Annotated in this window: 11 protein-coding genes; 3 read left to right on the top strand and 8 right to left on the bottom strand. The window is 44.0% G+C overall.

What is annotated here, in order from left to right:
• Positions 1-151: 151 nt before the first annotated feature.
• On the top strand, positions 152-943 hold the full coding sequence (locus REC12_RS00910) for a polymer-forming cytoskeletal protein (RefSeq protein WP_308891709.1): 792 nt from the start codon (positions 152-154) through the stop codon (positions 941-943).
• Between the two features lie 212 nt (positions 944-1155).
• Here the strand turns inward: REC12_RS00910 and REC12_RS00905 are convergent, their stop codons facing one another.
• Positions 1156-1734, bottom strand: coding sequence for a flavodoxin family protein (locus REC12_RS00905; RefSeq protein WP_308891708.1), 579 nt, complete (start codon positions 1732-1734; stop codon positions 1156-1158).
• Between the two features lie 188 nt (positions 1735-1922).
• Between REC12_RS00905 and REC12_RS00900 the strand changes: the two genes are divergently transcribed.
• Complete coding sequence (locus tag REC12_RS00900) at positions 1923-2348, top strand: winged helix-turn-helix transcriptional regulator (protein ID WP_308891707.1); 426 nt, start codon at positions 1923-1925, stop codon at positions 2346-2348.
• Positions 2349-2450: 102 nt separating this feature from the next.
• Here the strand turns inward: REC12_RS00900 and REC12_RS00895 are convergent, their stop codons facing one another.
• From REC12_RS00895 to amt, 5 genes are all read right to left on the bottom strand, one after another.
• Positions 2451-4127, bottom strand: coding sequence for a M56 family metallopeptidase (locus REC12_RS00895; RefSeq protein WP_308891705.1), 1677 nt, complete (start codon positions 4125-4127; stop codon positions 2451-2453).
• Positions 4128-4155: 28 nt separating this feature from the next.
• Positions 4156-4533, bottom strand: a complete 378-nt coding sequence (locus tag REC12_RS00890) for a BlaI/MecI/CopY family transcriptional regulator (RefSeq protein ID WP_308891703.1) — start codon at positions 4531-4533, stop codon at positions 4156-4158.
• 246 nt (positions 4534-4779) lie between these two features.
• Positions 4780-5994: an ammonium transporter gene (locus REC12_RS00885; protein ID WP_308891701.1), complete on the bottom strand. Its 1215-nt coding sequence runs from the start codon at positions 5992-5994 to the stop codon at positions 4780-4782.
• A gap of 110 nt (positions 5995-6104) precedes the next feature.
• Positions 6105-6749 (bottom strand): response regulator, encoded by a 645-nt coding sequence (locus REC12_RS00880; RefSeq protein WP_308891698.1) that lies wholly within the window; start codon positions 6747-6749, stop codon positions 6105-6107.
• Positions 6739-8670 carry an ammonium transporter gene (amt, locus tag REC12_RS00875; RefSeq protein ID WP_308891696.1) on the bottom strand — a complete coding sequence of 644 codons (1932 nt, stop codon included), beginning with the start codon at positions 8668-8670 and terminating at the stop codon, positions 6739-6741. Before amt ends, REC12_RS00880 begins: the two co-directional genes overlap by 11 nt.
• A gap of 425 nt (positions 8671-9095) precedes the next feature.
• Between amt and REC12_RS00870 the strand changes: the two genes are divergently transcribed.
• Positions 9096-9485, top strand: coding sequence for a bacteriohemerythrin (locus REC12_RS00870; RefSeq protein WP_308891694.1), 390 nt, complete (start codon positions 9096-9098; stop codon positions 9483-9485).
• 160 nt (positions 9486-9645) lie between these two features.
• Here REC12_RS00870 and REC12_RS00865 read toward each other — a convergent pair whose 3' ends face one another.
• A complete protein-coding gene (locus REC12_RS00865; protein WP_308891692.1) occupies positions 9646-11637 on the bottom strand; it encodes a methyl-accepting chemotaxis protein in 1992 nt (663 codons plus the stop codon).
• A 142-nt stretch (positions 11638-11779) separates the two neighbouring features.
• Positions 11780-14320: a LuxR C-terminal-related transcriptional regulator gene (locus REC12_RS00860; protein ID WP_308891688.1), complete on the bottom strand. Its 2541-nt coding sequence runs from the start codon at positions 14318-14320 to the stop codon at positions 11780-11782.
• Positions 14321-14436 lie beyond the last annotated feature (116 nt).

Genomic DNA, 14436 nt, shown 5'->3' with positions numbered 1-14436 from the left:
TTTTAACTCCATCTGAATCTTAGTCGCACTTATCCAGGGACTTAGCCGCTCTTAACTCACCGCTTGCCGAAGCGGGAGTCTTAGAGCGGATTAGTCAGCGGCTAAAAGTTTGACCGTTGAAAAAGCAATTCAAATCTAGGAGGAATTAGATATGACTAAATTATCGGATCTCTCTATTTCCGGAATGGGAAAAGTAAATGGCGGAACATTTGGCAATGTGGATATATCCGGACTTGGGACAATTCAGGGAGATGTTGAAGCAGAGCGCATTATTATCTCCGGCAAAGGGACAATAGAGGGAAATACGAAAGCGGCGCAGAAAATCGATATTTCAGGTATGGGAAGAATCACCGGAAACGTCGAAGGAAAGGAAATTACTTCGAGCGGTACTGGAACAATTGAAGGGAATCTTCAGGGAGAAAGAATTCAAACATCCGGAAATTTAAAAATTGGCGGCAACGCCAAAGTTGTTGAATTAGCTACCGACGGGCGCAGCCGGATTGATGGTCAGTTAAAGGCGGAAAAGATTATGTTCCATGGCTATCTCAGTGTAGGTGCGGATGTGGAAGCGGAAGAATTTATTTCCCAGGGGTCGTTCAGCATAGACGGATTGCTGAATGCCAATAGAATTGACATAGACATTAATGGATTTTGTAAAGTAAATGAGATCGGCGGGGAGGAGATCTTAGTACGCAATCGTCATGGCAACTGGAATTTCCTGACGAAATTCGTGAACTCCTTTCTGGGAAATGACCGGGAACTGGGAAAATTAAGCGTGAAGCTTATCGAAGGAACGGATATCTACTTGGAATATTCTCACGTCGGTATAGTGCGGGGGAACAATATAAAAATCGGACCGCAATGCACCATCGAAGAAGTTGAGTATAGAGACAGTTTATCAATAGATCCTTCTTCAACTGTAAAGCGGGAGACGAAAATGTAAAAATTCCATAAATAACCATCCTGCTGCGATGTTCCCAGCCTCTGGCGCTGGCGGCTGGCTGGATGCTCTTATGCTGAAGGAAAGTAACACAGTTATATTATTTTCGAAAGTACAAAAAACTCACCTGAATGGTGAGTTTTTTTGTGACAACACATATAGTTCCTTATATCCTTAGCAATCAGAAAAGAAGTTAAAGCAAAAGAGGGCTAAGCTTACCCTTTAAGCTGTTTTAGAAGCTTCGCCATATTTTGGCCAAGAACTTGGAAGGTCTGGATACCTTCGTCATCTTTCTGTACATCACCCGGATCGCGGGATAAGGTCATATTCCAGTAACTAGAAGAACAGATGACCATTTCCGCAATTCCAAAAAAGAAATTAATAGCAGAGTATGTGAAGGTTGATCCCGCCCTGCGGGCGGAAACCACGGCGGTTCCTACTTTTCCTCTCAGCAAACTTCCGCCGTTAGCTTTGGCAACATAACCGCAGCGATCGATAAGAGCTTTCACTTCTGTGGTCACGTTACTGAAATAAGTGGGAGAACCAATAATGATCCCATCTGCTTCTTCAACTTTTTCAATGAATGTATTCATCTCATCGTCTTTGCGTGCACAACGATTATTTTTAATCTTGCCACATTGACCACAGGCTAAGCAGCCAAAGACCTTACGCCCTCCTAATTGGACAAGTTCTGTTTTGATTCCTTCCTTTTCCAATTCTTCTAAAACAATTTTGAGGCTTTGTGCAGTATTGCCATTAACTCGTGGGCTGCCATTAAATGCAACTACTTTCATTTTGAACACTCCTATTTTAATTTTGCGGCATTGCTTGATATAATAATATAGAATATAATATTAATTAGCAAGTACTTACTTTTTTGTGCTATAGTATCCAAATGTATACCGATTTTGCAAAGGACGAAAAGGTTTAAAGAATCGAAACTTCAGTTTGCTTGAAATAATTTTTGAGGAGAGCGGTGGATATGATTAAATTTAGAAATAATGAATATCAGTGTTCTATGGAATTAACCTTGGCGCTAATAGGAGGAAAGTGGAAGGCACTTATACTCTGGCATTTGGGTGACAAAGTCTTACGATATAATGAAATGAGAAAAATGCTGCCCAATGTTACCCCCAAAATGCTGACACAGCAGCTTAGAGAATTGGAGGACAGTGGGCTAGTCAAAAGATTTATTTACTCTCAAATCCCCCCCAAAGTTGAGTATTCTTTGACTCAAGCCGGAAAGAGTCTCTTGCCTATTTTAGATTTTCTCTGCAAATGGGGCTTGAACTATGCCAATGAATGCGAACAAACCGCGCAAAGCAAGGACTCAGACCTTCAAAGCGAAACTGCCAAAACCTCTGACCTCGAAACCCCGGCAGTATTGGAGGCGGTTCATTCTGATTAGGTTATGGACCAAGATTTTTAAAAGTAATTAGAATCCCTGGTTGCCTATAATTCGGCTTCCAGGGATTCTAGCTTCGGACAGATTGTCTCTTAAAGTGTTAAATTACCATTGCCTGCCAGGGTCATCAGCCATGGAGTTTACTGTACCTTGAGGATAAAGAACAGAATAATGATCCATCACCGGGTTTGGATTGCCGGTTGTCGGCTGAGGAAATACCATTTCGATTTTGTATGCGGGTCCCGCGGTATACCCGATGATTTCCTGACCATTGTATTTTGCATCGTAGGCAGGAGTTCCAAAAGCGCTTTTCACGTTAGTGAGGGATATACCGGACAGCCGGCTGTCAAAGGAGCGAACTTCAAAAATCTGTTCTCCCTTATTAATACCAAAAACAAGATTATGACTTGAGAAAGTGGCATAGCGCCCTTTAGCTGCGGCAACATAGTTTGTCGAATCGGCGGGGCCCAATACTTTTTCGATGTCTTCGATCACTGTGGTTTTTACAGGAAAATCGCTGTTAATAACCTTACCCTGTTGCGCCGACTGCATCATGGCTGACAGCAATGTCTGGGCGGACTGGGATGAGGGGCTGCCCGGGGAGGAATTGCTTGAATTGTTCTCTGAAGTTGAAGATGGTGTTGTAGCAGTTGGATTTGAATTTGAAGCTGTACCGGTAGTGGGATTTTGTTGAGCGGCGGCTGGGGGGGCGCTGCTTTGATTTTTAGTGCCTTCGCTTGGTGTCGTAGGGGCGGATAAGCTGGAACAGCCTACGACCAGTGTTAAGGCTAGGGCAGCTAGCGTCCATTTCATGGTGGTTTTTTTAAATGAGGAAATCATGATAATCCTCCTTGTGTTAAATTTATTGATAAATCCTATAGTGCCGGGAAGCCAACGCGGCTCGGAGAGAAGCTGCATCAGATCAATGATTGTCTGGGCGTATTTTTTATGCTCTTCCGGTTTGACCGCGGATAAAGCGGTGGCATCGCAGGCGATCTCGCAATCCAGCTTTATTTGATGCAGCGCGTACCAAATAATGGGATTAAACCAGTAAACAATCTGAACTAAGGTGATAAGGGCGTTGCTCCAAAGGTCGCGTCTTTTGAGATGACTGAGTTCATGCAGGAAAATATATTTAAGTTCTTCGCGTGATAATTTACTGATGATCTGCGGAGAAATCATGATTTTAGGTCTAAGCCAACCGAAAAGTGACGGCGACCTTGGGCCGGTATCGTAAACTAGTGAAACTTTGGCTTGCATCTTAAGCAGCATTTTACTTTCTTCAAGGATCTCTTCAATTTCTTTTGTCTTGTAGAGCGGTTGCCTATTAACTCTTAAAAATAACCAGCCGTTGACGAAAATCACATAGACTAAGATTAAACTAATCCCTGACAACCAGATTATGGCCAGGTTTGAAACGTTGACTTTGGAGCTGACGGCTGCCGGCAAAGTCTCAGAAGCCGGTTGAAGATCACCCTTGGAGGAATTTTCCGGTGCTGGCGCAGGAAACGTGTTATCTGGTAAAGGCTTGCCGGCAGAAGGTGCTTGGCTGAGAACCCGGGTTATTGTCGAGGAGCTGGGAAGGAAATTGAAAACGTTCAGCGGGCTTGGCGGTGTAAAGGGGAGAAGGAGCCTTAAAATTAAAATAATCCAAAGATAATAATGCCAATTGGCACTAAGTTTTTGCTTGAATAATGCCTTGATGAACAATAGTCCCAGAGCCAGGATACTGCCGCTCAAGGATAAGGATAAAAACAAATGAAAGAGGTCAGTTAAACTCACATTTTTTCACCTCCACTCTTGCGCCTCTTTACGTCATCTTTTGGTCAAGCAATTTTCTTAGATCCTCGATTTCTTTGGCCGACAGGCTTTCATTCTTAACGAAGTTGGCAAGCAGCAAGTGAAGTGAACCATCACAAACTTTTTGCAGAAACGATCTCGTCTCTTCTCCTATGCAATCCTCTTTGGATACCAGGGGATAGTAGTGGAATAAATTCGAATCCTTGTTTACCCCCAGAGCTTCTTTTTTTACTAAACGGGCGATTAATGTATGGATTGTTTTCGGGCTCCACAGGGTGTCCTGTTTTAGAGCTTCAATGGCCTGAGTAGCAGTTAAGGGTGATTTGTTCCAGAAAATCTTCATAACTTGCCATTCGGCGTCAGAGATCTTACAAGCAATATGTTTCAACTGACAACACCTTCCTACAAATGTAGTCTAAGGATAGATTACATTTGTAGGAAGGTGTTGTCAAGTGGGTTTATTTGCCACTCTCTCCGCATGCGCTGTATAGCGGCAGTTGAGCTTGGCTTTTAGTTGTAATTTGCCAGGAAAACCGTTAAATAAAATACCCGGAAAAAGCTCTTAGTGTTTAAGGCTTTTTCCGGGGTATTGCCAATCATTTAATATCTCCAATGTTTGTTCAGGCTTTTTGAATTATAAATCATAAGCCGCTTCGCCGTGAATTGAGGTGTCCAGTCCCTGGATTTCCATGCTTTCGGGTACGCGAACAGACTCGAAAATATTAATGACTTTGAGAATAAGATAGGTTACAACAAAGGCATAAACCCCTGCAAAGACAACTCCAAATAATTGAACCAGGAATTGGTGGACATTGCCTTGAACCAGGCCGCTTGTTCCATTGACAGCCGAGACAGCGAAGACTCCGACAAGGATTGACCCTAAAATTCCGCCGACCCCGTGTACGCCCCAGACATCAAGGGCATCGTCCCAATCCAGTTTGATGCGAACTTGTACAGCCAAGTAGCAAACAATTGAGGACAAGATTCCAATGATGATCGCCGCCCAGGGCCGCACATAACCTGCCGCAGGGGTGATGGTAGCCAAACCGGCAACAGCGCCGGTCAATACCCCAACCATCGTTGGTTTTTTCTCATGAATCCAGGAAATCAACAGCCAAGTAATCATAGCCATCGAACCGGCGATATCGGTATTTACAAAAGATGTTGCCGCAACGCCATTGGCCGCCAGAGCACTGCCGCCGTTAAAGCCAAACCAGCCAAACCATAAGAGGCCGGTGCCCAGAGCAACGAAGGCAATGTTATGGGGCGCTGACTTCTCTCCCGGAACCATAACGCGCTTACCGACAAAAAAGACAGAAGCTAAAGCAGCGATTCCGGCACTGACGTGGACCACAATCCCTCCGGCGAAATCAACGACGCCCATTTTAGCCAGGAAACCTCCGCCCCAAATCCAGTGCGCCAAAGGAATATAGACTAAGATGCTCCATAAGACCAAAAACTTCAAATAACTTTTAAAATTCACCCGGTCGGCAAAAGCTCCGGTAATGAGAGCAGGAGTAATAATAGCGAACATTTCCTGATAGATAAAGAAGACGAGAAAAGGTATCGTGGGGCCATAGGCTGGATTGGGACTCATCCCGACTCCTTGGAGCCCGAAATATTGGAAATTGCCGATTAAGCCATGGATATCCTTACCGAAAGCCAGGCTAAATCCACCTAAGACCCAAATGGCCGTCACAATGCCCATGGAGATAAAACTCTGAATCATGATTGTTAACACATTCTTTTTCCGCACCAAGCCTCCGTAAAAAAAGGCCAAACCCGGCGTCATCAGACAGACTAAAGCGGCGCTAATTAAGACAAAGGCCGTATCTCCAGAGTTGATCATTACGAACCCTCCTACCGTTTAAAATTTTATGATACTTACATTTTAAAGTAGGAGAGTATATCCGTTAATCAGGGTTATTCTGTATTTCTTTAGGATATCACCTGTATTTTTTAAGGCTCAATGATGTGATTGCGGACGGCATATAAAACTAGATCCGTAATGTTTTTCAAGCCTAGTTTATGCATGATGTTGGAACGGTGAGTTTCCACGGTTTTTAAACTCAAATTTAATAAACTGGCGATGTCTTTGTTGCTGTTGCCTTCGGCCAGGAGTTGAACGATTTCTCTCTCACGTGAGGAGATCAGTTCCGATTTTCCTTTTCTCAGGTTGAAATTAGCGACAAAACCGGCTACCACTGTGGAAGTGATATCCGAGGACAAATATGTTCCGCCTTCCTGAACGACGCGAATTGATTTTAAGAGCTCTTCCAGGGCGTTTTCTTTTAACACATAGCCATTTACCTCCAATTGACAGGCCCGGGCCACAAAATCTTCATTCTTATGCATGGTCAAAATAATAATTTTTATGTGGGCATAGTCCTTTTTAAGGCGTGCGGCAACCTCCAAACCATTGAGCTGAGGCAGAGAAATGTCCAGGATGGCAATATCCGGCTGTAAACGTATAATCTCTTCCAGAGCCCGGTGACCATCAGCGGCTTCCCCAACGACCTGAATACCTTGCTCCTGTTGAAGCAAAATAATTAAGGATTCGCGCAGAATTTTGTGATCATCGGCCAAAAACACTTTAATAGTCATAAGGTACCTCCATCAACAAGGTTGTCCCTTTTCCTGTTTCGGTAACGATTTGAAGAGTTCCACCGAGCATTTTAAGTCGTTCTTCCATCGAGTTCAAGCCTAAGCCGGCATGGACTTTTTGCATATCAAACCCCTGACCGTTGTCACTGATTTGCAAGAGATAGCGGTTGCTCTTAAGCTTGCTGAAGCTCACAACAATCTCGGTGGCCTGAGAATGTTTCAGAATATTTGTCAAGCATTCTTGAACCACGCGGTAAAGATTTAAAGCGGCGGCTTCCTCCCAAGCCGGCATGGGGGCTAAAAGGTTGTAGCTGAAGCGAATGCCGCTGGTTTTCTGAAGGTTTTGCAATAAAACTTCAACAGATGCCGACAAGCCTTTTTCGTGAAGCAGTGCCGGCTTTAAGTTGAATAAAACTGTGCGGATTTCCTCGATGGTATTCGCAGTTAAATGCACGGTACGCTCAATCTGACCACTGAGGAGAGGGTCTTGATGTTCCTTTTTGACCTTTTGGGCAATCATTCCTAGTTGCAGCTTTAAGGCTGCCAGGGATTGGCCGACTCCATCATGCAGGTCTCTGGCCAGCTTGACGCGCTCTTGTTCCTGAGTTTCCACGAGGAGCTTAGCTTGCTTTTGCAGCAATTGATTTTGAACTTGGATTGTTCCGCTGAGGTCCTGGGTTAAGGTTTCATAATGTGTCATTTTTAAATAGTCCTGCCAGGAATAGATATCCGCAAATTCAACGATGTTTAAGCCTTTTTCCTCTTCTTCCGCGGAAACCCGCAAGCCAAACAATTTATTAATGAGGTAAAACATTAAAAGCCCCAGGCCAAAGGCCCAGAGAAAATTAACGCTTACGCCGGCAAGTTGGACTAAGATTTTGGTCAGACGGGTTTGTCCTCCCAGAAATTCCTGGGGAGCAAACAAGGCGAGTAAAATTGTACCGCTGGCTCCCCCAAAGCCGTGAATTGACACGGCCCCCACAGCGTCATCCAAACGCAGCTTTTCAAGCCACAAGCCGGAAAAAACCACAACGGAACCTGAGATAAAACCCACCAGGACAGCGTCCAGCGGGAGGAGATAGTTTGATCCGGCTGTGATAGCAACCAAACCACCGAGAGCTCCGGCAAAAATAGCTTCCATGTAACTGTGCTCTTTCAGAAAAAAATGGTTGGTGAGAATTGCTCCCATGACCCCGGCGGCTGCGGAGAAATTTGTATTAAGTAAAATCAGACCAACCCGGTCATTAAACTCCAGCAGGCTTCCGCCGTTAAAACCGAACCAACTGAACCATAAAATAAAAGTCCCCAGGGCAGCAAAAGGAATATTGGAGCGTCCCAGTTTTTTAATCCTGCCCGAAGAATCCCAGCGGTCTTTCCGTGCCCCCACAACCATAATTCCCGCTAGAGAAACCCAGCCTGCCGTGCCGTGAACAACTGTGGCACCGGCAAAATCAATAAAGCCCAGATCTTTCAACCAAGCGGGTTGTTTCAGGAACAAACCGCCCCATACCCAATGTCCGAACAAAGGGTAAATAACCCCGGCCAGAAAGACCGCGGCCAATAATAAGGGGAGCAAGCGGGTACGTTCCGACATGCTTCCGGAAACAATGGTCACGGCGGTACCGGCAAACATAAGCTCAAAGAAAACAAAGACAAATCCCAGGGAAGGGTTAGTCAGGGAAAGGTTGTTGAGCAGCCAATAGTTTCCGCCAAAAATCCCTAAATGAGTTGGCCCGAACATCAGGGCAAAGCCTAAAAAACAATAGACTAAGGTTGTAATTACAAACGTAAGGATGTTTTCAATGGCCACACTGATTACATTTTTGGACTGAATAAATCCTACTTCATAGCAAACAAAGCCTGCCTGCATAAAGAATACAAAACTGGCACTGACAATAAGCCATAAATGATCAATCGTCATGCCTAAAAACTCCCTTAACAGCTTGATGTATGGAAAAATGTTCTGGTAGTAATACTATGGGAAATATAAGATCGGAGGTGGTTAAGGTGGGAGACAAAAGCCCCAAGAATAAAGAAAAAATGAAGAAGAAGTCAGAGAAAAAAGTGACTCCGGTGATGCCGACAACACCTTTTATTCCTTAAATAATAAACCTGTGATGTCTATCATACGCAGTATAACATTTATTTTATCCGGCAGATGCTGGATTTTTTTTTGAGTGTAGGTTTTCCAAAGTTTCTCATGTTATGCGCAGAAAGTCAATTTAATTTTATAAGACTTGTTTAAAAAAACCAGCGTTGTATATTAGCACTTTATGGTATAATTGGTACATAAGCAGTTAGAATATTAAAACCTTTCAATAAAAAGTTAAGGAAGGACTGAATTTGATGTTGCAATGGAAGGATGAATACTCAATTGGAGTAGAAAGCATCGACGAACAACACAAACACCTTTTTGAGATTGGAAATAGGATTTACGACTTACTTGAAAATTATTTGTATGTCGATAAATACGATAAAATTGTTGAGATCATCCAGGAATTAGGTGATTATACAAAATATCACTTTAAAAGTGAAGAAGATTACATGATTCAAATTAAGTATCCCAAATATCTTAGTCATAAAGTGGAGCACGATGATTTCATTCAGAAAATCGAAGAAGTTAATTTTAAAGACCTGGACAACGATCAGGATAAATATATCCGGGATATTCTAACCTTTGTATTTAATTGGATTCTTGAACATATCTTGAAGAAAGATAAGTTCATTAAGGCCTAAGTGTTCTTCCCTGGCATAGTTAACCATAATCGAATCTGAAAAGAAAGTTTTCATAGTGGCAAGTTAACCAAAATTAAGGGCATCCGCTTTAAGCAGATGCCTTTTAATTTTAATAGACCTAAATTTTAATAACCCTAAAGGTGTATTTCCCTGCGTTCTGTCAGCTTTCAGTCTTAAAAGCGTTCACTTGCTCATTGAGGACAAAATTCATCTGTTTGCTTTCCTGCATAACCTTTTCCAACTGATTAATAACGTCGGCTTGTTCGCGCATGGAAACACTAATTTTGTCCGCGCCGGCAGAAGTATCGGAAATGACCTTGACCATATTGTCCATAGCGGAGGTAATTTGAGACGCCGCCGCTGCTTGCTGCTGTGATGCGGCTGCGATGTCGTGGGCCTTTTCCTCAACGGCGCCTATAGAGCATAAAATATCTTCAATGACCATTTTTACCGCGGATGTCAAATTAGCCCCTCTGTCAATTTTTTCTGAAGTTACATCAACTAAGGCAACTGTAGAGTTGATTTTCCCTTCAATCTTTTTAATCAACTCGGTAATCCCTTTGGTAGAACTTCCACTGTCAGCAGCCAGCTTTCGTATTTCATCTGCAACCACCGCAAACCCTTTTCCTTGCTCTCCCGCTCTTGCCGCCTCTATGGAAGCATTTAAGGCAAGAAGGTTTGTCTGCGCTGAGATATTATTGATAATACTCACAATCCCGTCGATTTCTTCAGACAGTATTTTAAGCTCTTTAATATTCCCCACAACACCCAGGGAAGAATGGGAAATTTCTTCGATGGAACTAATAATTTGTGCCACAGTCTGAGCGCCGTTTCTTGCGGCCGCATTGGACTTAACGCTTTCCCGCAGCATATCGCTGCAGGAGGCGGCGACCGTATCCGCCGTACTGCACAATTCTTCGCTTGAAGCTGTCGTTTCCTCTATCGCCGTGACATTTTGCTGCATATTTTCGGAAATCAAATTAACGTTTGACGAAATTTCTTGGATTGTTCTGCTGGAAACCTCAATATCAGCAGCTATCACCTTTGTCGAGCTTGCCAAATTTTGCGAAGTGTTTTTCACGCTGGAAATAATCTCGTTCAACTTTTTGATAAATTGGTTAAACCCGCCGACCATTTCCGCTATTTCATCATGTGAATTAATCTGGAGCTTTTGTGTGAGATCGCCTTCGCCCAAAGCCAGTTCCCGGAAAAATTCCAACATTGTCCTGACATGCTTTAATATAAATTTTTTAGTGATAAATGTAAGAATGAGAATTATGATAAGGCTGGCTGCGGCATATACGGCAATTTGCGCCGCAGTTAATTTCTCGGTCATTGTATTAGCCATATTAAGATTTTCGGTGACAACCAGGACGCCCAGCACATTGTTATTCACACTGATGATAGGAGAATACATCAACAAGTGGTTTTCTCCCAGTATATTGGCAGTTTGTATAAGGGGCTGCTTTTTTTCATACAGGACAGTGTGCAAATCTTGACTGAGTTTTGCGCCCAGAAACCGTTTGTTATTCTGGAGGAAGGTACTCATTGTCGGATCGTCGCCGCTGTAAATTAAAATATCAGTCCCTACCATGCTCTTGAGGGAATCCGTAAAACTTTCGTCGCCAAGAACATAGCCGGTTGAAACAGCTCCCACAACATTACCTTGTTCGTCTTTGACCGGACAGCCGGCGCGGATTGACATTTTAACAATTTTACCTTCTTCGATACCTACGGAAGCCTCGCCTTTCAAGGCCTTTTGGATATTTACCTGATTGCTGATGCTGTCCCCGAATGTTGCCGGTTCGTGTGCCCTTATCAACACTTTCCCGCTCTTGTCAGTAACGACAAAATAGCCCAGACCGAAAGCGTTCATGGCCTGTTTACCGATGGTCAAAGCTTGGTCCCGGTTGTTTGTTCTGATTGCTTCCGCCAAATCCCTCGAATTTTCAAACCACTTGGCGCTATCGATTGAACGGGATTTTAGATTGTCGATGTCTAAATTGGCGGAGGCCGACTTTTCTTTGATGTCACCGCTAAAATAGTTTTGGATAGAATGATATACGCTGTATTTTGTGAAGAAAAAAATTGCAACAAGTAGAATGGCATTCACTATAACAACAGGCAGCATAATTTTTTGAGTAATTTTCATGGAACCTTCAACTCCTATGCAAATTATTTGAATAAAAACCTCAATCTAAATCAACCGGAAACGAAAAAACAATCCGCTTATGATTTTATACAGCGGATTGTTTGCTCGTCATACCACTTTAGGTGGTATTTTTATGGTTTCGTCAAAATTCTCTTAACGCCAGCTCATTTTTTGAATGAATGTCGAGTTTGCTGTAGACGTTTCTTAGAACCGTCTTGACCGTCGCTTCCGAGATATATAACTTGTGGGCAATCTCTTTAGCGCTTAATTTTTCTTTGGCAAGCTGGGCAATTTCTCTTTCTCTCGGCGTCAAAGGGGATTTATGTTGGAGGATGGCCTTTTTAATAATGCCTACACCTTTCATCTGGCGCCTACAGAGCGGTATCAGGGCAGCGAAGCTGCTGCTCTCCGAAGTACGGGCAGGCTTTATAGCCCCCGCCACGGGTACAGCAGGACTGGCCAGAGAGCAGATATTCAGCTCAGACAGAAAGTCCGCCATACACTCTTCCTGGGCAAAGGGAAGGTAAATCTGGTCCGGAAGCGCTATATCAAGGGCCTCCCTGAGATGCTTCCGGGCTTCCAAGTGGTTGCCATGATTGCGCTCCGCTAGGGCCAGGTAGATAAGGTGGTACACCTGAGGCATCATATACTTTATATTTCCCCTTGGCTTCCCGCCTGTCTCCAAGGCAAGCTGGCAAATGCCATAAAACTCATTATAGCGTTTTTCCATGAGCAGAAGTTTCAAGTGAAGCACTTGGGCGAAAGGAAAAACAGGCGCATACAAGACCTTTTTTATACTCTCAATATCGTAAAGCCACGGAGCAACATCATCTTTGTTGCCCAGCAAGAGACCTAGGACCGACAGGCAGTGCTCTGTCATACGCAGTACGGAGAGGCTGGTGGAGTTTTTTACATAACCCTGGATGTTCTTTAGCGCCTTGAAATAACCTGCCGCGTCCCCCCGCAGAATAGCAATGCGGGCAAAAACTACTTCCACGCAAAGACACATGCCTACTCGCCGATAGTTGCGGGCGTCATATAGCGCTTTATGACACCAGATTTCAGCCTCGTCATCCTCGCCCCGCATGAGCATCGTCTCCGCCCGCAGAATATGGCCGGCGCCGGCGCCGTGTCCTTGCGCTAAGTTAAGGTATAAGTTCCTGCCTTCATCTATTTGCCGGAGTATATGTTCCAGTTCGCCGGATTCGCGCCAAAGCATATCTAAGACAGAGGGCGCGGTAAATAACCAGGGAGTGTTTGTTTTGAGCATATCCGTCGGCTTGCCTAAAATTTCCCAGGCCTTCTTTTGACCCTCTCTCATTTTGGCGATATTATTAAATTCTCCCAGGGATGTTAAGAGCACGTATTCCCCATTAATTTTTCGGATTTCCTCCCGGCTAAAATCCGATGGGTTTCTTTGAACTATTAAGCTCAGTATTCGGCATATTTTTTGGTAGGCCTCAAGCTGTCCGCACATAAACGTCATGTAGCCAAACACAAGCAGGGTAAACGGATACTTGCCCAAAGTTTCTTCCTGACATTCATTGACAAGTGCTATGATAAATTCCGGTTTGTCTTTTTGGTTCTCCAAATAGTCCCGGGTAAAAGGCAAGGACAGGATAGCGTCAAAATCTCCCACTGTATAAAAGAGCTTCGCGGCGGAACAATACTGGGCTATAGCTGCGCAGGCGTGCCCGGCTCTGCGGAAGACCAAATTTTGATATTCTTTGGGCTGGTCGTAGTAGAAGCGCTGCAACAGGTAGTTACGCAAAATACTATGTATGGTGTAAAGCCTCTGATCGGGGATATACCTAATGAACTCATTGCTTTTAAGCAAATCTCTGATAGTTTCCGGTAAACGCTCACGGCCCATCATGATAGCCGCCTGAAGTTCCGAAAAACTGTCTATAACTGAAACGGCAAGCAGAAAGTCCTTCTCTTCGCCCGTAAGCCTGTTCCAAATAGCGGTTTCTACCAGATGCTCGATGTCGGCGGTATAAGCAAAAAAGCCCCTGGCCTTATAATTGATGATTTGCAGCCTGATGGCGGATACCCAACCTCCAGTGCCCCGATACACATCTTGGGCTTCATCGTCGGTCAGGCGGACGCCTTCCAGACGAAATAAACTGGCCGTACTCTCCAGATCAAATAAGAAAGCGGCTGAGCCGAGAGTATAAATATTGTTGTTATAAAAAGAAAACTGTTGTTTGAATTTCCCTTGCTGGGTAATAACGATTATGTGCAAATTAGGATTTCCGTGCATGGAAAAAACGCTTATCAACTCGCGGGAAATAGCGCAGTTAATAAGCTGGTAGTTATCGACCACAAAATAGGTTTCGCTCCTGCAGGGAATAGTTTTTAAATAAGATCTCAGGTAAAATAACGTATCCAGCGTGGGCATTTGCAGATTTTGGAGATCAGCCGCGACCTTGCCATTCACGTTGGAAAGCAGATCGCAGAAGCCCATCCAGGCCATAGGGGCCGACTCGCCCAGGCAGGTATACCAGTATTCGCGAGCTCCGTGAGCGAGGTTTTCTTTTAAATACTCCCTGATAGCCGTTGTCTTTCCAAAACCGGACGGCGCTTCCACAAGGGTTAAGGGGTAGAGCGATATTTGATCCAGATGCTTTTTAAGCTTAGCCGAAAAATAAAACTTCTGTTGTTGGTTTGGTCGTTTGCGCATTTCTTCTTTCCTCCATTCTAATGGGGGAGAATATGCCTGTTCGCTTGCAGCATCGGTATTGGATTGCAATGGATTTCTTTAATGGATTTTTCCGCGGATTCATAGTAGCATCTCCC

The sequence above is a fragment of the Candidatus Desulfosporosinus nitrosoreducens genome, assembly GCF_030954495.1.
Classification (GTDB): domain Bacteria; phylum Bacillota; class Desulfitobacteriia; order Desulfitobacteriales; family Desulfitobacteriaceae; genus Desulfosporosinus; species Desulfosporosinus nitrosoreducens.
Note: the sequence above shows the minus strand (reverse complement) of the source record. Positions and strands in the feature narration are given on the sequence as shown.